The sequence below is a fragment of the Dysgonomonas termitidis genome (genome assembly GCF_042654545.1).
Classification (GTDB): domain Bacteria; phylum Bacteroidota; class Bacteroidia; order Bacteroidales; family Dysgonomonadaceae; genus Dysgonomonas; species Dysgonomonas termitidis.
This window is the reverse complement of sequence record NZ_JBHSGN010000064.1, coordinates 123,848-140,865: the sequence shown is the minus strand read 5'-3', so window position 1 is coordinate 140,865 and position 17,018 is coordinate 123,848. Positions and strand designations below refer to the sequence as shown.

19 protein-coding genes are annotated in these 17,018 nt (G+C 39.9%); 16 read left to right on the top strand and 3 right to left on the bottom strand.

Annotation, left to right across the window (positions count from 1 at the left end; translation table 11 throughout):
• Positions 1-46: 46 nt before the first annotated feature.
• The 11 genes from ACFO6W_RS09715 to ACFO6W_RS09665 all read left to right on the top strand — a co-directional run bounded on the left by ACFO6W_RS09715 (position 47) and on the right by ACFO6W_RS09665 (position 10,050).
• Positions 47-868 (top strand): MotA/TolQ/ExbB proton channel family protein, encoded by an 822-nt coding sequence (locus ACFO6W_RS09715; RefSeq protein WP_379995788.1) that lies wholly within the window; start codon positions 47-49, stop codon positions 866-868.
• Positions 869-935: 67 nt separating this feature from the next.
• Positions 936-1,547 carry an ExbD/TolR family protein gene (locus ACFO6W_RS09710; protein WP_379995786.1) on the top strand — a complete coding sequence of 204 codons (612 nt, stop codon included), beginning with the start codon at positions 936-938 and terminating at the stop codon, positions 1,545-1,547.
• A 33-nt stretch (positions 1,548-1,580) separates the two neighbouring features.
• On the top strand, positions 1,581-2,240 hold the full coding sequence (locus ACFO6W_RS09705) for an ExbD/TolR family protein (RefSeq protein ID WP_379995784.1): 660 nt from the start codon (positions 1,581-1,583) through the stop codon (positions 2,238-2,240).
• Positions 2,241-2,264: 24 nt separating this feature from the next.
• A complete protein-coding gene (locus tag ACFO6W_RS09700) occupies positions 2,265-3,098 on the top strand; it encodes an energy transducer TonB (protein ID WP_291107855.1) in 834 nt (277 codons plus the stop codon).
• Positions 3,099-3,188: 90 nt separating this feature from the next.
• On the top strand, positions 3,189-3,386 hold the full coding sequence (locus tag ACFO6W_RS09695) for a hypothetical protein (protein WP_379995782.1): 198 nt from the start codon (positions 3,189-3,191) through the stop codon (positions 3,384-3,386).
• Between the two features lie 25 nt (positions 3,387-3,411).
• Complete coding sequence (locus ACFO6W_RS09690) at positions 3,412-4,386, top strand: PstS family phosphate ABC transporter substrate-binding protein (RefSeq protein WP_379995780.1); 975 nt, start codon at positions 3,412-3,414, stop codon at positions 4,384-4,386.
• Between the two features lie 63 nt (positions 4,387-4,449).
• Positions 4,450-6,099: a tetratricopeptide repeat protein gene (locus tag ACFO6W_RS09685; RefSeq protein ID WP_379995778.1), complete on the top strand. Its 1,650-nt coding sequence runs from the start codon at positions 4,450-4,452 to the stop codon at positions 6,097-6,099.
• Between the two features lie 216 nt (positions 6,100-6,315).
• The gene (metK, locus tag ACFO6W_RS09680; RefSeq protein WP_379995776.1) at positions 6,316-7,584 is read left to right on the top strand and encodes a methionine adenosyltransferase; all 1,269 of its coding nucleotides are present in this window, start codon (positions 6,316-6,318) and stop codon (positions 7,582-7,584) included.
• Between the two features lie 73 nt (positions 7,585-7,657).
• Positions 7,658-8,542: a DUF4271 domain-containing protein gene (locus tag ACFO6W_RS09675; protein ID WP_379995774.1), complete on the top strand. Its 885-nt coding sequence runs from the start codon at positions 7,658-7,660 to the stop codon at positions 8,540-8,542.
• Positions 8,533-9,291: a uroporphyrinogen-III synthase gene (locus ACFO6W_RS09670; RefSeq protein WP_379995772.1), complete on the top strand. Its 759-nt coding sequence runs from the start codon at positions 8,533-8,535 to the stop codon at positions 9,289-9,291. The genes ACFO6W_RS09675 and ACFO6W_RS09670 overlap by 10 nt, the downstream gene beginning before the upstream one ends.
• A 60-nt stretch (positions 9,292-9,351) precedes the next feature.
• Positions 9,352-10,050: a M48 family metallopeptidase gene (locus ACFO6W_RS09665; protein ID WP_379995770.1), complete on the top strand. Its 699-nt coding sequence runs from the start codon at positions 9,352-9,354 to the stop codon at positions 10,048-10,050.
• Positions 10,051-10,137: 87 nt separating this feature from the next.
• Here the strand turns inward: ACFO6W_RS09665 and cdd are convergent, their stop codons facing one another.
• Positions 10,138-10,620, bottom strand: a complete 483-nt coding sequence (cdd, locus tag ACFO6W_RS09660) for a cytidine deaminase (RefSeq protein ID WP_379995768.1) — start codon at positions 10,618-10,620, stop codon at positions 10,138-10,140.
• A 126-nt stretch (positions 10,621-10,746) separates the two neighbouring features.
• On the opposite strand from cdd, the gene ACFO6W_RS09655 reads away from it, so the two are divergent.
• From ACFO6W_RS09655 to trmD, 5 genes are all read left to right on the top strand, one after another.
• The gene (locus ACFO6W_RS09655; RefSeq protein ID WP_379995766.1) at positions 10,747-11,682 is read left to right on the top strand and encodes a glucosaminidase domain-containing protein; all 936 of its coding nucleotides are present in this window, start codon (positions 10,747-10,749) and stop codon (positions 11,680-11,682) included.
• Between the two features lie 34 nt (positions 11,683-11,716).
• Complete coding sequence (locus ACFO6W_RS09650; protein WP_379995764.1) at positions 11,717-12,598, top strand: DUF3078 domain-containing protein; 882 nt, start codon at positions 11,717-11,719, stop codon at positions 12,596-12,598.
• 161 nt (positions 12,599-12,759) lie between these two features.
• Positions 12,760-13,899 (top strand): DUF4468 domain-containing protein, encoded by a 1,140-nt coding sequence (locus tag ACFO6W_RS09645; RefSeq protein ID WP_379995761.1) that lies wholly within the window; start codon positions 12,760-12,762, stop codon positions 13,897-13,899.
• A 17-nt stretch (positions 13,900-13,916) separates the two neighbouring features.
• Positions 13,917-14,678 (top strand): SDR family NAD(P)-dependent oxidoreductase, encoded by a 762-nt coding sequence (locus tag ACFO6W_RS09640; RefSeq protein ID WP_379995759.1) that lies wholly within the window; start codon positions 13,917-13,919, stop codon positions 14,676-14,678.
• Positions 14,679-14,789: 111 nt separating this feature from the next.
• Positions 14,790-15,473 (top strand): tRNA (guanosine(37)-N1)-methyltransferase TrmD, encoded by a 684-nt coding sequence (trmD, locus tag ACFO6W_RS09635; RefSeq protein WP_379995757.1) that lies wholly within the window; start codon positions 14,790-14,792, stop codon positions 15,471-15,473.
• Between the two features lie 18 nt (positions 15,474-15,491).
• Here trmD and ACFO6W_RS09630 read toward each other — a convergent pair whose 3' ends face one another.
• Positions 15,492-16,331 carry a hypothetical protein gene (locus tag ACFO6W_RS09630; RefSeq protein ID WP_379995755.1) on the bottom strand — a complete coding sequence of 280 codons (840 nt, stop codon included), beginning with the start codon at positions 16,329-16,331 and terminating at the stop codon, positions 15,492-15,494.
• Entirely contained in the window at positions 16,328-16,906 is a 579-nt protein-coding gene (locus ACFO6W_RS09625) for an RNA polymerase sigma factor (RefSeq protein ID WP_379995753.1), read from the bottom strand. The genes ACFO6W_RS09630 and ACFO6W_RS09625 overlap by 4 nt, the downstream gene beginning before the upstream one ends.
• Positions 16,907-17,018: the final 112 nt, after the last annotated feature.

Below are 17,018 nucleotides of genomic sequence, written 5' to 3'. Positions count from 1 at the left end.
TAAAACAAAAAATTGATTCACTAAACTTAAATTATTTATTATCATTATGGAAACTAAAAAACAACAATCGAACAAAAAGCCTAGATCAAAAGGTGTTTCAGCTTTTGTAGTAGTTATTGGATGTGCTATCGTAGCTCACCTATTCTTCTATCTGGTAGCCGGTGCAGACAGTAACTTCGACGAAAAAGGACATCCGATCAACGGAAACATACTCGGGACTCTGTTTCAAGGGGGTTTCGTAATTCCTATCGTAATCACGTTGCTGCTTACAGTATTTACCCTTTCTGTTGAAAGATTTTTCGCATTGAACAGAGCTAGCGGTAAAGGAAGTACAGCTAAATTTGTGATGAACGCAAAAGCTAAACTGGAAGCCGGTGATATCGCCGGAGCATCTAAGCTTTGCGACGAGCAGAAAGGTTCGGTTGCTAATATTCTTAAAGCAGGTTTAATCAGATATGCAGATGTTGAGAAATTGACAGACCTGCACAATGACGAAAAAGCTGCGATCATTCAAAAAGAAATTGAAGAAGCTACAACATTGGAACTTCCATATTTGCAACAAAACCTATCGGTAATCGCTACCATCTCTACATTAGGTACATTGATGGGGCTATTCGGTACGGTACTTGGTATGATCAAGTCGTTTGGTGCGATGGGACAAGAAGGAGCTCCGGATTCAACTGCATTGGCAATCGGTATCTCTGAAGCGCTTATGAATACTGCAATGGGTATCGGTACAGGTGCTTGTGCTATCATTTCTTATTCTTACTTCTCCGGAAAAGTTGAAGATATGACTAACGCTGTAGACGAAGTAGGTTTTGCTATTGGCCAGACTTACACTAACCTACACGGAGGTTTAGCTAAATAATTAAAAATTTTCGGAATAATTTGTGGAATTTCTGTGAAATTCTACTCTAATAAGTAAAAACAAGAAGATGGGAAAGATTAAGGTAAAAAAACAGAGCACGTTCATCGACATGACCGCGATGAGTGATGTTACTGTACTCTTGCTCACATTCTTCATGCTTACAGCAACATTCTTGCCAAAAGAGCCGGTACAGGTTTTGACACCGGCGTCAGTATCCGAACGTAAGATCTCTGAATATAATGTATTAACTATATTGATAGACACACAAGGACGGGTATTTCTGAATTTGGACGATGATAATGCCAAAAAATCGGTATTACAGTTGATGGGGCAGGACTATGGTATTACGTTTAATGACAAGCAGGTAAGGTCTTTCGTAGAGCAATCCCATATCGGGGTGCCTATGAGTAGAATGTCCGCTTTCTTAGATTTGCCATTGAGTGCGCAGGATGAAGAAATCAAAAAAATGGGTGTTCCAACCGACAGTACCAACAATCAGTTGACACGTTGGGTGAAACATGCGCGTGAAATAGGTGGTGACAATATGCAGATTGCTATTAAATCAGACCAGACAACACCATATCCCGATGTGGATAAAGTGATGAAAATTCTGGTGGAGATGAAAGAAAACAGGTATAGCCTCGTTACAACTCTCAAGAAAATGCCGGAAGGCTTGTAATAATCAAATTTAGAATTTTAAAAAGAAAAGATTATGGCTTCAATAGAGACCGGTGGGGGAGAAGAAAAAAAAGGTAAACCGAAAAAACAGACACTGAGGGTGGACTTTACCCCCATGGTAGATATGAATATGCTTTTGATCACATTCTTTATGTTCTGTACCACATTGAGTAAGCCGCAGGTAATGGATATCGCGATGCCTACCAATGAGAAACTGAACGAAGATGAAGAAGTAAAGGTGAAAGAATCAAAAGCGATCACCCTTATACTGGGAGAAAATGATAAGGTATATTATTATACAGGTATACCGAATTATGAAGACTATACAACCTTGAAAGAAACAGATTTTTCACCGGAAGGACTTCGTGCGCTGCTTTTGGACAGAAACAAAAGCATTGTGGCAAAAATGAAGGAACTGAAACAAGAGAAGTATGTGACTAACAAGAAAATGTCTGATGAAGAGTTTCAAACAAGATCAAAAGAGATAAAAGGCGATAAGGATGGACAGGTTGTTGTTATCAAGCCTACCGCCGACGCCAATTATGCAAATCTTGTAGACGCTCTGGATGAAATGCAGATTTGCAGTATTGACAAATATGCTATCGTGGATATGACCGAAGGAGACCAATTCCTTCTGGAGAATCTCAAGACTAAGGGAGCTTATGGGGCACAGGCAGCACCACCAAAAAAGTAATCACATTATAAAAAGGAGTAAATTATGTCAAAAGATATCAGATTAAATTCCGCAGAATGGTGTGATGTAGTTTTTGAAGGGAAAAATAAACAGTATGGTGCCTACAGACTACGTCAATCATCCTCGAAGAGACATATCGTAGCATTCCTTGTCGTTTGTGTATTCGCGGCTTTTGTTTCAGCTTTACCAGGATTGGTAAGTGAAATCAAAAAACTTACGCAGAACCAGAGCGGACCAATGGATGAAGCTTATGAAATGTCTAATATTCCGGTAGAACAGGAAATTCCGGAAGAGAACATTATTAAACAAGAAACGGCTCCACCGCCGCCACCGTTAAAAACGACAGTGAAATTCGTTCCGCCAACAATTGCAAGGGATGAAGAAGTAGCTGAAGAAAAAATGGTAGGCCAGGAAGAAATTCAGGAAACTAAAATCCAGATTTCGGTAGCTGACGTAAAAGGTACTGACGACAAACATGGTATCGATATCGCAGAGTTGAGAGAGCACAAACAAATTGTGGAAGAAAAACCTGTGGAAGAGAAACCATTCGTTACAGTAGAGCAGATGCCGAGCTTCCCCGGAGGTGAAACAGAAATGCACCGGTTTATCAATGATAATCTGAAATATCCGGTTGTAGCTCAGGAGTCAGGGATACAAGGTCGTGTTACTATACGTTTCGTTGTTACCAAAACAGGAGCAATCTCAGATGTAACGGTAATCCGTGGTATCGACCCGTCTTGTGATAAAGAAGCAGTAAGGGTTGTAAAAGCGATGCCTAAATGGATTCCGGGTAAGCAAAACGGTTTGAACGTACCGGTTTACTTTACCCTTCCGATTGTATTCCGCCTGAAACAATAATGCATGTTTAAATAACAAACATAAAACTGAGTAAAGAAGAGAAGTTTGAAATTAAAAATCATCTTCTCTTCTTTCCCAATAATAGAAGATATGAAAGAAGAAAACAAGACTCCGGTAAAAAAAATATATGGATTTTTTATGTCTCTATTCTATTTTGGAATAGGTTGTGCATTGTCGTTTACAACAGTATTAGAAAATATTATTCCGGTTGGAGTACCTCGTATCATAGGGGGAGTTTTACTTATTGTATATGGTTTATTCAGGGCTTACAGAGCTTGGAAAGAATAAATTTTGACAGTTTAAAAAAATATTTATGAAAAGGTTGAGCTTTATTTTATTCATCTTATCGCTGGTACTGTATTCGTGTAGCGGGCCCAAAGTTACGCGTACCGATACCCCGACCAGTGGCTTGGCAGCAATAGTTGCTGATGAATGTTTCGCACCTATCGTCCAGGAACAAGTCGATGTGTTCGAAGCATTGAACAGAGATGCTACTATTATCCCTATCTATACCGGTGAAAATCAAGCTTTCGACTTATTCATGAAAGACAGTGTGCGTGTTATTATAGCAGCTCGCGAACTGACAGCAAATGAAAGGCTGATTATAAAAGAAAGAAACCGGGTTGTACGTTCGCAGAAGTATGGTACGGATGCCATTGCTTTGATCGTGAATAAAGCGAATACAGATACACTGATAACAGTAGCAGATATAAAACGGATAATGACAGGGGAGGTTCGTACATGGAAAGAACTTAATCCCAAGTCATCGCTAGGCGAGATCGCCGTAACATTCGATAGCCCCAATTCAAGTACTGTCAGATACCTCAGAGACTCTGTCTGTGGTGGTAGACTGGGTAATAACCTGAAAGCAAGAGCTTCGGATAGTACCAAGACTATTGATTTGTCGGAACGTACACCGAATCAGCAAGTGATAGATTATGTCGCGTCCACACCGAATGCTTTAGGCATCATAGGGGTGAACTGGATCAGTAATCCGTCCGATACAACCAATTTAAGTTTTATTAATAAAATCAATGTGATGGCTGTCAGTAGAGCTGAAGAAGCCACTGATAGAAACAGTTATCAGCCTTTTGCGGCTTATATAGGGTTGGAAAAATACCCTTTAAGCCGGAGTCTGTATATAATAATTTCAGATGTGAGAGGTGGATTGCCATCAGGTTTTGTTAACTTTGCAGCGGGTGAAAGAGGGCAACGTATTGTGTATAAGGCCGGTCTTTACCCTGCATATGGCTTAACACGGGTAGTAAGTGTAAGGCCTTCTTTATAAATACTGTAGCAACTATATAAAATAGAATCATTAATCACAAAAATATTACTTAGAAAGATGAAAATGAAGTATTTTTTAGGCTCTTTTCTGAGCCTTATGATCAGCATTTCGGCCCTAGCGCAAAATAGCCCGGGGGCGGATTACTTGAGCCTCGGAGAATTGAAGCTAGCGAAAGAATATTTTCAAAAAACGTTGAGCCAATCTCCGGCAGAAGCAAATTACTATCTTGGTGAAATTGCATTTCAGGAAGGTAAAACAGCCGAAGCCAAATCATTTTATGAAAAAGCGCTGGCTGCCAATCCTGAGGCTGCCCTCGGTGCTATTGGCTTAGCTAAACTGCAATTAAAATCAGATCCTAAAGCAGCTGAAGACCAACTGAAAGAAATTCAGAAGAAAAATAAGAAAGACGTAGCAGTCATTCTTGCTATTGCTCAGGCATATCTTGATAACGGCATGAAAGAAAAAGCTCTGGAGAAATTGCAGGATGCCCGTAAGGCAGATAAAAAATCTCCATATATATACATATTTGAAGGTGACATGTTAGCTAAAGAAAATAAGCCGGGCGATGCGGCTATGCAATACGACCAGGCTATCAACTTCGATGCTAACTGTGTTCTTGCGTATATGAAAGGAGCCAGAGTTTACGAGTTTATCAACCGTAAAACAGCTACGGATATGTTGAAGAAAGTGATTGAAATAAATCCGAATTACAGTATAGCTTACAAAGCCCTGGCAGACGTGTCGTATCGCGATGGATTCTATCCGGATGCTATTGCAGCCTATAAGGAATACTTCAAAGGTGGCGATTATACAATCGAGGATATTACCCGTTATGCAGCAGCCGAGTATTTCACTCAACAGTATAATGAGGCTAAAACACTTATTAGCGAAGGGTTGAGCAAAGAACCAAACAACTTTGTATTGAATCGTTTGTCAATGTATACCAGCAGCGATTTGAAAGATTATGCAGCAGCCGTATCGGCCGGTGACAAATTCTTTAGCCTGCCTAAAGCGAATGATACGATCAAATATCTGAAGCAGGATTATCTGGCTTATGCAAGTTCTTTGAGCGAAACCGGGAATAAAGCTAAAGCAATCGAGCAATATAAGAAACTAATAGAACTCGATCCTTCTAATGTGGATATATATAAAGAGATAGCAACTATCTGTGCAAACGAGAAAATGTATCCGGAAGCAGCCGAATTCTATAAGAAATATACTGAACTTGGTGGAGAGAAGATCGACGCTCAGGATTACTATCAGCTAGGTTTATATTATACCAATGCAGGTAGGGCGGCTAAAAATGATACAATCAATATGACTGCCGACCAAGCTAAAGCTAAATCGGTAGAATTCTATAAACTGGCTGATGGGGCGTTTGCCACCGTTAGTGAAAGAATGCCTGACAGTTATCTAGGTTTTTATCAGAGAGCACGTACAAACTTTGAGTTAGACCCTGATAGCGAACTAGGCCTGGCTAAACCTCACTATGAGAAAACAATTGAAGTTATTCTGGCTAAAAACGATGGAGAGAACACCAGAATATTGATAGAAGCATACAGCTATCTAAGCTACTACTACTATCTGCAGTTTGATAAAACTAAAAAAGCAGAAGATAAAGCTAATGTAAAATTATATGCAGAGAAGGTCCTGGAACTGGATCCTGAAAATGCAAACGGTAAGGCTTTATTCGAATTTGCAAACGGTAAATAATTCATCCGAATATAGTTGAGGTAACCCGGGCTTGATTAAGTCCGGGTTATTTTTTGTGAAAAAAATGATTAAATAGAGAAAAAACCGTATCTTTGCAGCCAATTAAGTGGATAGATTTGTATTGATTGCAACCACATGAAAAAATGCTAAACCATTTTCTGCACTGCATTATACATATCCTTCCTGTTTTCTTAACAGTAAAATTTTTATATACAAATGAGTTATTTATTTACATCCGAATCTGTTTCGGAAGGACATCCGGATAAAGTTGCAGACCAGATTTCAGACTCCCTGTTAGATGAGTTTCTTGCATACGATGAAAACTCCAAAGTAGCTTGTGAAACACTGGTTACCACCGGACAAGTCGTATTGGCCGGAGAAGTTAAATCAAAAGCATATATTGATATACCGGAAACTGCCCGCAAAGTGATCGAACGTATCGGTTATACAAAAAGTGAATATCAGTTTGAGGCGCAATCTTGTGGCGTTTTGTCTGCCATACACGAACAATCCGACGATATCAACAGAGGAGTGGATGGTAAATCCGACCCGATGGATCAGGGGGCAGGAGACCAAGGTATGATGTTTGGTTACGCTACATCTGAAACGGATAACTATATGCCTCTCGCGCTTGACTTGTCTCATGCTCTTTTATTGGAATTGGCGGCAATCCGTAAGAACGAACTGCAGTTAATGCCTTATCTTCGTCCCGATGCAAAATCTCAGGTAACGATAGAATATGATGATAACGGAACACCATTGCGCATAGATACCATTGTTATCTCTACCCAGCACGACGAGTTTGGAGACGATGCGGCTATGCAGGCCAGAATCAAGAGTGATGTTATCAATATCCTGATACCTCGTGTAAAAGAAAAATATAAGTTCAGAGAGGATATTTCTAAATTATTCAATGACAATATTACCTATCACGTAAATCCTACCGGACGTTTTGTTATCGGAGGGCCTCATGGAGATACCGGGCTTACTGGCCGTAAAATTATTGTCGATACCTATGGAGGTAAAGGTGCTCATGGAGGAGGTGCCTTTTCGGGCAAAGACCCGTCTAAAGTAGACCGCTCGGCAGCCTATGCAGCACGTCATATCGCAAAGAATCTGGTGGCGGCAGGTGTATCTTCCGAAATATTGGTTCAGGTATCATATGCCATAGGTGTGGCCAAACCGATGAATATTTATGTAAATACATACGGTAAGAGCAATTTAAATATTACGGATGGGGAAATAGCCAGGAAAGTTGAAAAACTCTTTGATATGCGCCCTAAAGCGATTGAGCAGAGATTGAAACTGCGCAATCCTATATACGCCGAAACTGCAGCTTATGGCCATATGGGACGTGAACCGCAGGTGGTGACTAAGTTATTCAGATCACGTTACAATCCTGAAGGAGTATCCCGTGAAGTGGAACTGTTTACTTGGGAGAAACTGGATTATGTAGATGCCGTGAAGAAGGAATTTGGCTTGTAATAAGAATAAGCAGGGGGTGCAGGTCCGGAGAATGCAGGATCTGTACCTTTCTGGTAATAACTAACGGATTATTTTGGTAAAAGATTCCATACCTCGTACCGATGTCGCAGGGGATAGCGTCGCTTCAAACGATTCAGCCCGTCAGGATTTCTTTGGACTCCGGTCAGTTCAGGGAGAAGTATTCGATGTGGCAGACGGCAGTACCGATTATAGTCTGTATACAGAAAAAAACGTAAGGAAAGAAAGAACCGGGCATGATGGTGTGCATATACCATTCCATATAGAACAGGCAGACGGAGTATTCGGGCTGTTATTGATCTGTTTTATTTTCTTTGCGCATATATACAATGGAGGAATTGCTTTTCTCAAGGAAAATATATCATTGCTATTCTCCTCCGAAAAAGGGCAAAAGATATATCGCCAGACAACGGTAAGGGAATATTTATATAGTTACTTTCTTATTTTCCAGACAATAGTTCTTATTTCTATTTGTACCTACAATATTTTTATTGAGTTCGATTCACGGTCGGAGGCTGTTCAACGGCCATTCATTTCCATTTTATCATATATAGTACTCATCGGTCTATTTTTAGGAATAAAGGATGTCATGTACCTTATACTGGGATACATCTTCGATGAACAGAAACGGATGGGAGTGTGGAGACGTACCTATATTATCGGCATAGAAATTCTGGGTATGCTTTATTTTATACCTACATTACTGCTTATCTACTCGAACTATTATCATTTGCAGATTATTATTTTCATGTTGATTTTATTTCTAATCGTTCAATTAATACTTTTTTACCAAATAATAATCTTTTTTATTAGGGAAAAATTTAACTTTTTGTATCTGATTGCGTACCTTTGCACCTTTGAAATATTACCATATATATTTCTAATGATCGGCTTGGTTTATTTATATAGAATTGACGTATTTAACACACTATGGCTTTAAAAGTAAAGAAAGTCTTGATCTCGCAGCCTGCACCTGTAACCGAGAAATCTCCATACTATGATATTGCTGAAAAATATCATATACAGTTGGACTTTCGACCGTTCATACGAGTAGAGGGATTAGACGCTAAAGAATTCAGACAACAACGGATAAATATACAGGATTACACGGCTGTTGTATTCACTGCAAAAACCGCTATTGACCATTTCTTTGCCTTGTGCGAAGAGTTTAGGATTGTAATGCCTGAGACGATGAAGTATTTTTGTATTTCGGAAGCGGTCGCTTTGTATCTGCAAAAATATATTGTTTATAGAAAACGTAAAATATTTTTCAGTGCCACAGGTAAAATGGATGGCTTGTCAACAGCCTTGACCAAGCATAATAAAGAGAAATTTATCGTACCTGTGTCTGATGTACATACCGAGGACCTGACAGCAGTTCTGGATGAAAAAAAGGTAGGATATACCAAAGCTGTCATGTACAGGACAGTAAGTAATGATATTACCGAACAGGAAATCCTGTCATATGATATGCTCGTGTTTTTTAGTCCGTCGGGAATCGTATCCCTGTTCAAAAATGCACCTCATTTCAAACAGGAGGAAATAGCCATAGGCTGTTTTGGAGCATCTACGGCAAAAGCTGTCCGTGATGCAGGCCTGAGGCTAGACTGTGAAGCTCCGCTTCCGGGTGTGCCGTCGATGACTGCTGCCTTGGAGAGCTTCATAAAAGAGAATCATAAAGCAAAATAAGTTATTGAAATATAAAAAAGAAAAGCTTAACCGGACAGTTAAGCTTTTTTTGTACGAAGTATGGTGATTAAAGATAAAGATCTGGGCGATATAAAGCTTGTGAAAAATGCACAGGCCCGGAGGATTATTGTCCGTCGCAAAGATGATTACCTGCAATTGACATACCCTCCGGGCGTGAGCATATCCTACATAGAGAAAACAATAGAGGAAATGAAACCGCGCCTGTTCAAGCTTTTGGAAAATAAAAAAAAGCAATATCTGTTCACTCCGCAGACAGAATTCAAAACATTTAGTTTCGCTCTGAAGATATTTGAGAGTGCCCCGACAAGCAATTACTATCTGAAATTGAGGGACGGGATTCTGTCCATCTCTTGTCCGCCGGATACGGAATACGATACTCCTGCAGTGCAAACCACAATAAGAGGCTTAATAGAAAAAGCATTACGCTATGAGGCTAAACGTCTTTTCCCTCAAAAGGTAGAAGCATTAGCGCATCGGCATGGTTTTACATTCTCGAATGTGAAAATCAATCAGAGTCGTACCCGTTGGGGAAGCTGTTCTTCGAAGAAAGATATAAACCTGTCTTATCATTGTATGTTGCTGCCGGAATACCTCGTTGATTTTGTTATCCTCCACGAGCTTTGCCATACCAAAGAAATGAATCACGGAGAGCGTTTCTGGCTATTATTGGATAAGGTATCCGGTGGGAAAGCAAAAGAACTGACGAAAGAACTGAAAACATTCAAAACAGGCTGGTAAATAATGTTTAGTTGCGAGGAAACAAATAAACGAGATACAAGTAACCGAATTATGAGTTGCTTACGCCATTGTTAATTCAATAACAATCTATTCTGACAACGATTCCTTTCCAAAGCTAAGCGGCAACAGGTCTTTAGCCGATTCTACTTCATAAATTTTATCCTTCCCGTACATAATTACCCTGATGGATTTTTCAAACCGGTTCTCCACTTCTACCATAACCTGCCTGCAGCCACCGCAAGGGCAGCAGGGTAAATCGGTGAAATCTCCATCATGAAATGCTGCTATGGCAATAGCTTCTACAGGCGTATCCGGTTTTTGGGAATTTGAGGCAAATATTGCCACCCGTTCGGCACACAGACCTGATGGATATGCGGCGTTTTCCTGATTGTTCCCTGTTATGATTTCACCGTCGGATAAGAGGATTGCAGCACCGACATGAAAGCCCGAATAAGGAGCATATGCCTTTTTTGTAGCTAATTTAGCTTCATTTATAAGCTTTTTTATATTTTCCGTACTTTCATCAAAGCTATAAACGAGTATCTTTGTAGTTAAACTTAAACTTTCCATCGTGAATGTTGTTAATTAGTAGAAGTAAGCATTTAACGATCCGTTTACAGAGTGTAACTTTCTATCGTTGTTTTACTTACAAATGTAATAAAAAGGTCTGAGACCTTAATTAAACATCATAAATATATGAAAAAAGCTTATTGTCTGAAGACTTTATCCCAATTTATTATATTATCTCTGCTTATCTTATTCCCTTCTGTTTCTGCTTTTTCCCAGGCTAAACGATATAAAATTTACGACGACTATATTGATACCTACAAAGGTATTGCGATAGATCATATGAAAAAATATAAAATCCCGGCAAGTATTACGCTTGCTCAGGGCTTACTGGAATCGGGTGCGGGTAAAAGTTCTTTGACTCAGAGTTCGAATAACCATTTTGGTATAAAATGCCACAATGATTGGACAGGCGGTCGGGTATACAAGGCAGATGATACACCGAATGATTGTTTCAGGAAGTATAAAAAAGCGGAAGAATCGTATGAAGACCATTCCCGTTTTTTAGCAGAGAAGCCGCGCTATAAATCGCTTTTTTCTCTGAAGATAACTGATTACCGGGGTTGGGCTAAAGGGTTGCAACAATGCGGATATGCCACGGACAAAGCATATGCAAACAAGTTGATAAAGATTATCGAAGACTATGAACTTTACCAGCATGACAAAAAAGGCGGAGGAAAAGAAAAAGACAAGGACAAGGAAGAGCAAATAGTAATAAGAGAATATAAGCATACTCCATACAAAACTCACAATCTGATCTATGTGAGGGCTGAAGATGGAGATACATACGAAGCCATAGCCGCCGAATTTGGATTTAAGTCCAAAGATCTGTACAAATATAATGAAGTGCCGGAAGGTTTTCCTCTTAAACAGGGAGATTTAGTCTATTTTGAGAAGAAAAAATCGAAAGCAGATAAACCTTATTACGACCATGTGGTACAGGTTGGGGAGTCGATGCACAGTATCTCGCAATTATATGGCATAAAAGTCAAGAATCTTTACAAAATGAACAAAAAGGATTTCGAATACGTTCCTGAAGAAGGAGATGTCTTAAAGTTAAGATGAGAATTAAAACACAAAACTTGAATTTTTATTGAGAATGAAACAATTATTTTTTACAGCTGCCTTTCTTATATTGGCAATGAGCGTTTATGCGCAGGATGACAAGAATAAACTCGAAGATGGGAAATGGTATCTGAAAGGAGTAACAGGACTTAATGCTTCACAAACCGCAGTAAGCAATTGGTCGGCCGGAGGTGAAAATGCGATGGCGGGGACAGCCTACCTGAATGGGTCTCTTGTCCGCAAAAGCGGAAACTGGCTTTTTTCAAATGCGCTCGCTTTGGAATATGGACTGACAAATACCAAATCGCTGGGCACACAGAAAACAAGCGATAAAATAGATTTTACCACTCAGTTGGGGTATTCTACCAATAATAAATGGTATTATACTATAATGGGCGATTTTAAGTCCCAGTTTTATAAAGGATATAATTATCCGGACAAGACGAACTATATATCGAAGTTTTTCGCTCCCGCTTATTCCAATATATCAATAGGTTTCGAATATAGGCCCAACACAAGCTATTCACTCTATTTATCACCGCTTGCGGGAAAACTGACGTTTGTAGAAGATGATTATCTTTCCAGTATAGGAGCATTCGGGGTAGATCCCGGAGATAAATTCAAAGCAGAATTAGGTGCTTACTTCAAAGCCCGTGCAGAGAAGACATTGATGGAAAATGTAAAAGCTATATCGACACTGGATTTCTTTACTGCGTATGACAAGTCTTTTGGTAATGTGGATGTGAATTGGGATTTATTGATTAGCATGAAAATAAATAAAGTATTGTCGGCAAGTGTGAATACGACATTGAAGTACGACGATGATGTAAAAATCATAAATGAAGACGGTACTACCGGCGGCCCGAAAGTTCAGTTCAAAGAAATGATCGGGGTAGGGGTTGCCTATAATTTCTGATATATAAGCAAAGTTCACTATATAAGCGGGATCAGCATTTTGTCGATCCCGCTTTTTTGAATGGAATCCGGTTTTAATAAATAATAAAAGGCCGGAACTTTGTTTGTCGGTTTCTGATTTTATGCTAATTTTATACAATAAACAAATTTAACCCGGCGAATATGAATAAATTCCTTTTAATCTCGTTATGTGCAATTATCCCGGTCCTGTCTTACGCTCAGGAGGATGCAAAATATTTGGCAGGTGCGGTACCTGAGGTTGACGGTAAAGTCATTTTTTCCAAATCCATACCGGTAAAGAATCCTATATCTGATGACGATTTATTCAATATCATGGATAAATGGGCGAATGACAATTATGGTTCTAATCTTAATGAAAATTTAGATAATAGGGTTCTGTTATCTAATAAAGAAGAGAAAGATATAGCATGTCTGGGTGAGAAATTCCTTGTGTTCAAGAAAAGCGCGTTTGTATTGGATCAGGCTAAAATGGTCTATCAGCTGATCCTGAATATAAACGGAGGTAAATGTAATGCCACTGCGCGTTATATCAAGTATGAATATTCGGATAGTAAAACGCCTCTATCTGCCGAAGAAATGATAACGGATAACATTGCGCTGAATAAGAAGGGAGATAAGCTCAACAGGTATTATGATAAATTTCGCAGACAAACGGTTGACAGCATCAATAGTATATTCAATTCTATCGACAAATATTTGAATGGTACCGTTACAACAGGGGTTGTTTCTTCAGCAGTTCCTGCATCGGTAGGTGTTCCGGACAGACAGGAGAATATCTCTCCGGCATTGGCTACAGCGACTAATGCACTTGCTGAAGCTTCCATCCCAGGATTCAAAAAGGTGGATACAGGGAAGATACCTGCGAGCCTGCAAGGCAGCAAAGCTTTAATCCTTTCAGGGACGGTGAGTAGTCCTTCTGTTGTTCCAGCATCGTGGGGAGGCATTACTTCCTTGATGGAAAGACCGGTGGCGTTGAGTAATGTCAATACTGCGCAATATACAACAGGAGCAATAGATAATGCCGGAACTTATACAATATCTTTTTATACCGAGGTATATGGTGATGCATTGAAAGAATTTGAAAATACAAAAGGAAATATTAATGACAAAATAAAGGCTTCCGGGCTTACGCCGGTTATTGCACCTTCAGGCGCACCTGTATTCACAGAAGCATGGATGATTATCGAATGCAAAAAAGCAGGAGTAATGCCGTCTTCCGATCCAAAAGCCGCATCGGATAAAACATATTTGGGTGAAATATTGAACGTTTGGATAAAATAAACACAGAATAAAAGCTTATGAGAAAAATAGCTTTAATCACCGGAGCTACTTCCGGACTAGGTAGAGCAATAGCTTTGAGGTTGGCAAAGGAAGGCTATGATGTAATCATAACCGGACGCCGCAAAGATAGGCTGGAGGAACTGGAACGGGAGATTGAAATAAAATACGAGTCGAAGGTATATTCGCTTTGCTTCGATGTGCGGGTATACAAAGAAGTGGAGAAAGCGATTACTGATCTGCCCGAAGAATGGAAGGCAATCGATATCCTTGTTAATAATGCCGGGCTTGCCGTAGGATTAGACCCTATCCAGCAGGGAGTAATTGATGATTGGGAGCGGATGATAGATACCAACATCAAGGGGCTGTTATATGTGACCCGTGTAGTGTCCCCGGGTATGGTGGCGCGAAAATCGGGGCATATCGTTAATCTTGGTTCCATTGCAGGAAAAGGTGTTTATCCTAACGGAGCGGTATATTGTGCTACCAAGCATGCTGTAGATGCATTGAGCCAGGGTATGCGTATGGATATGCTGCCATATAATATACGGGTTACTCAGGTTTGTCCGGGTGCAGTGAATACAGAATTCTCGCTTGTCCGCTTCAAAGGAAACCAGGATAGAGCCGATTTGGTATATGACGGGTATGATGCCCTGACAGCCGAAAATATTGCCGATGCTGTTTTTTATGCAGTATCCCAGCCACCCCATGTAGATATACAGGATATACTGGTGATGCCGACAGCACAGGCCAATGGCAGCATGTTCCATAAAAATAATTAGACAATGTGCTAATGTGCCAATTAGCCCCCCAAAAATAATTTTAAAAAATAAGAACTTTTTGTCGCTTCGCGCCTTGGCACACCGGCATATTTTCTCATTATCACATTATTTATGCGGATAGATATCATAAGTGTTTTGCCTCAGATGTTCATGGGGCTTGTTGACTGCTCTATACTGAAACGGGCACAGGATAAGAGTCTTGTAAAAATAGTCGTTCATAATCTTCGGGATTATGCTACCAATAAACACCGGAATGTGGATGATTATCCCTTTGGTGGCGAAGCAGGTATGGTAATGCAGATAGAGCCGATTGATAATGCGATAACTGCATTGAAACAACAACGTAATTATGATGAAATAATATATACATCTCCGGATGGCGAAGTTTTCAATCAGAAGATCGCAAATCAGATGTCGGCATATGAAAATATCATCATTCTATGCGGGCACTATAAAGGTATAGATTATCGTGTTCGTGAGCATCTGATAACCCGTGAAATATCGATAGGGGATTATGTGCTTACCGGGGGAGAACTTGCTGCTGCTGTAATGGCAGATGCCATAGTGCGGCTTATCCCGGGGGCAATAGGAGATGAACAGTCGGCTTTGTCGGATTCTTTCCAGGACAATCTGCTGGCTCCGCCTGTCTATACCCGTCCGGCAGAATATAAAGGCTGGAAAGTCCCTGATATATTATTGTCAGGTCATCAGGCCAAGATAGATGAGTGGAAGTTGCATCAGGCAATAGAGCGCACCGAAAGGTTGCGTCCCGACTTATTAAAAAGTGAAGAATAAATCTTCAAAAGTTGATGTTTAGAATTCGACCTTTACAGTAACCCTTTCTTTGCTTCCTGTAGTCCAGCGCGGACCTGACTGGATCAGTCGTATAGCTTCATTATCGGACGTGCCGCACAAACTGTACTTTATATCAAACAAGAATGGCCGCCCCAGGGAATTAACGGAGAATTCCACAGCGACTTTTCCTTTACGGTCCTTGCAAATGTCATCGGTCGGTCGGCGAAGCGATTTTTTCAGATATTCGTTATATTTTTCGTAGCCGCCTATAGGTTCAGGTTTGCCGCTATTTGTTTCTTCCGGACCGGATGTTTTGCTCTCGAAATCATCGGGTACATATATTTCTATAGGTACTTCGCTCATGCGTTTGGCATCTTCCGACAAGATTTCCTGCTCGGCTTTACTCATCGAAGCACTTTCTTCACTTTCTATTTTGAAACGGGAGATATCCGGCTTATAAGCCTTTGCCAGTTCAGAATTCTTTTGTGCGATCACTACTATATTTTCAGCATAATATGCTTCAGGTACATAGATCTCGATGATAGAATTTTCATTTGCCTGTTGGGCATATAGTCCCGATTTATGATAGTCGGTCAGAAAATATCCGCCGATGCCGATTATGATAATAATAGCGGCGGCAGCCGATTGCCACATATGCCTGCCGTTTGCCCTGTTTTCTGTTTTCGATCCGGCCTTTAGCCGGTTTTGTATATTATTGATACGTTCGATATGGTTGTCGTCGATGCTGTCGAATCCGTCTATAGCCTCGTACAAAAACGGATCTTTCATCGAATCTTTTTCTATCCGATGGGCATCTTTACCTTTTCTTTGTCCTTTTATGTAATCTAAGAATTTCATTCTTTCAGATTTTTTTCGATACAAATTTTTAAATTCCGTTTACCGTTTTGTATATAACTTTTTACACTTTTGAGATGAAAGCCTGTTTCATCCACGATGTCCGCATACGATTTGTCTTCGTAAAAAAACTTTTCTACTGCTATCCGTTGAGGTTCCGGCAGTTTTTCCAGGCACTCATTCAGAGCGCTTTCCTTTTCTTCATCCCTGCTGTCATCAAATAGAGTAAAAGAACTGTCCGATTCCATAAGCCGGGAATCGAAATTAACAATAATTTCCTTCTTGTTTTCTTTCAATATATGGAAGCAATGATTCTTTACTACACTATAAAGCCAGTTTTTGAATACCTTGATTTCGTAATCCTGAATCTTTTGCGACAGGTTTTCGTATATATCTATTACCGCATCCTGAGATTGCTCGGGACTTTGCAGATATTTGAGGCAAAGACCGTAAATGAGGGGAATATAACGTTCGTAAAGCTGTTGGAAATATTCAGCTTTACGCGTTTCTTTAAATTTTGACAAGAGGGTCTCGTCGCTATCCGATTGTTTTTTCTTATGTAGGCCAAAGAATTGCAAGGGAAATCATTTTTACACAAATCTACAAGAATTTAATTAAAAATCAAACAGTTTGAAAACTTAACCTGAGTGTCATAATCCTGCATTTTTGTTAAAATTTACGATGTAAAAT

Coding starts and splice junctions, on each gene's coding strand:
- ACFO6W_RS09630 (WP_379995755.1), bottom strand. CDS start 16,331: ATGAAATTCTTAGATTACATAAAAGGACAAAGAAAAGGTAAAGATGCC.
- ACFO6W_RS09670 (WP_379995772.1), top strand. CDS start 8,533: ATGGCTTTAAAAGTAAAGAAAGTCTTGATCTCGCAGCCTGCACCTGTA.
- trmD (WP_379995757.1), top strand. CDS start 14,790: ATGCGGATAGATATCATAAGTGTTTTGCCTCAGATGTTCATGGGGCTT.
- cdd (WP_379995768.1), bottom strand. CDS start 10,620: ATGGAAAGTTTAAGTTTAACTACAAAGATACTCGTTTATAGCTTTGAT.
- ACFO6W_RS09700 (WP_291107855.1), top strand. CDS start 2,265: ATGTCAAAAGATATCAGATTAAATTCCGCAGAATGGTGTGATGTAGTT.
- ACFO6W_RS09685 (WP_379995778.1), top strand. CDS start 4,450: ATGAAGTATTTTTTAGGCTCTTTTCTGAGCCTTATGATCAGCATTTCG.
- metK (WP_379995776.1), top strand. CDS start 6,316: ATGAGTTATTTATTTACATCCGAATCTGTTTCGGAAGGACATCCGGAT.
- ACFO6W_RS09695 (WP_379995782.1), top strand. CDS start 3,189: ATGAAAGAAGAAAACAAGACTCCGGTAAAAAAAATATATGGATTTTTT.
- ACFO6W_RS09640 (WP_379995759.1), top strand. CDS start 13,917: ATGAGAAAAATAGCTTTAATCACCGGAGCTACTTCCGGACTAGGTAGA.
- ACFO6W_RS09715 (WP_379995788.1), top strand. CDS start 47: ATGGAAACTAAAAAACAACAATCGAACAAAAAGCCTAGATCAAAAGGT.
- ACFO6W_RS09650 (WP_379995764.1), top strand. CDS start 11,717: ATGAAACAATTATTTTTTACAGCTGCCTTTCTTATATTGGCAATGAGC.
- ACFO6W_RS09645 (WP_379995761.1), top strand. CDS start 12,760: ATGAATAAATTCCTTTTAATCTCGTTATGTGCAATTATCCCGGTCCTG.
- ACFO6W_RS09705 (WP_379995784.1), top strand. CDS start 1,581: ATGGCTTCAATAGAGACCGGTGGGGGAGAAGAAAAAAAAGGTAAACCG.
- ACFO6W_RS09655 (WP_379995766.1), top strand. CDS start 10,747: ATGAAAAAAGCTTATTGTCTGAAGACTTTATCCCAATTTATTATATTA.
- ACFO6W_RS09665 (WP_379995770.1), top strand. CDS start 9,352: ATGGTGATTAAAGATAAAGATCTGGGCGATATAAAGCTTGTGAAAAAT.
- ACFO6W_RS09690 (WP_379995780.1), top strand. CDS start 3,412: ATGAAAAGGTTGAGCTTTATTTTATTCATCTTATCGCTGGTACTGTAT.
- ACFO6W_RS09710 (WP_379995786.1), top strand. CDS start 936: ATGGGAAAGATTAAGGTAAAAAAACAGAGCACGTTCATCGACATGACC.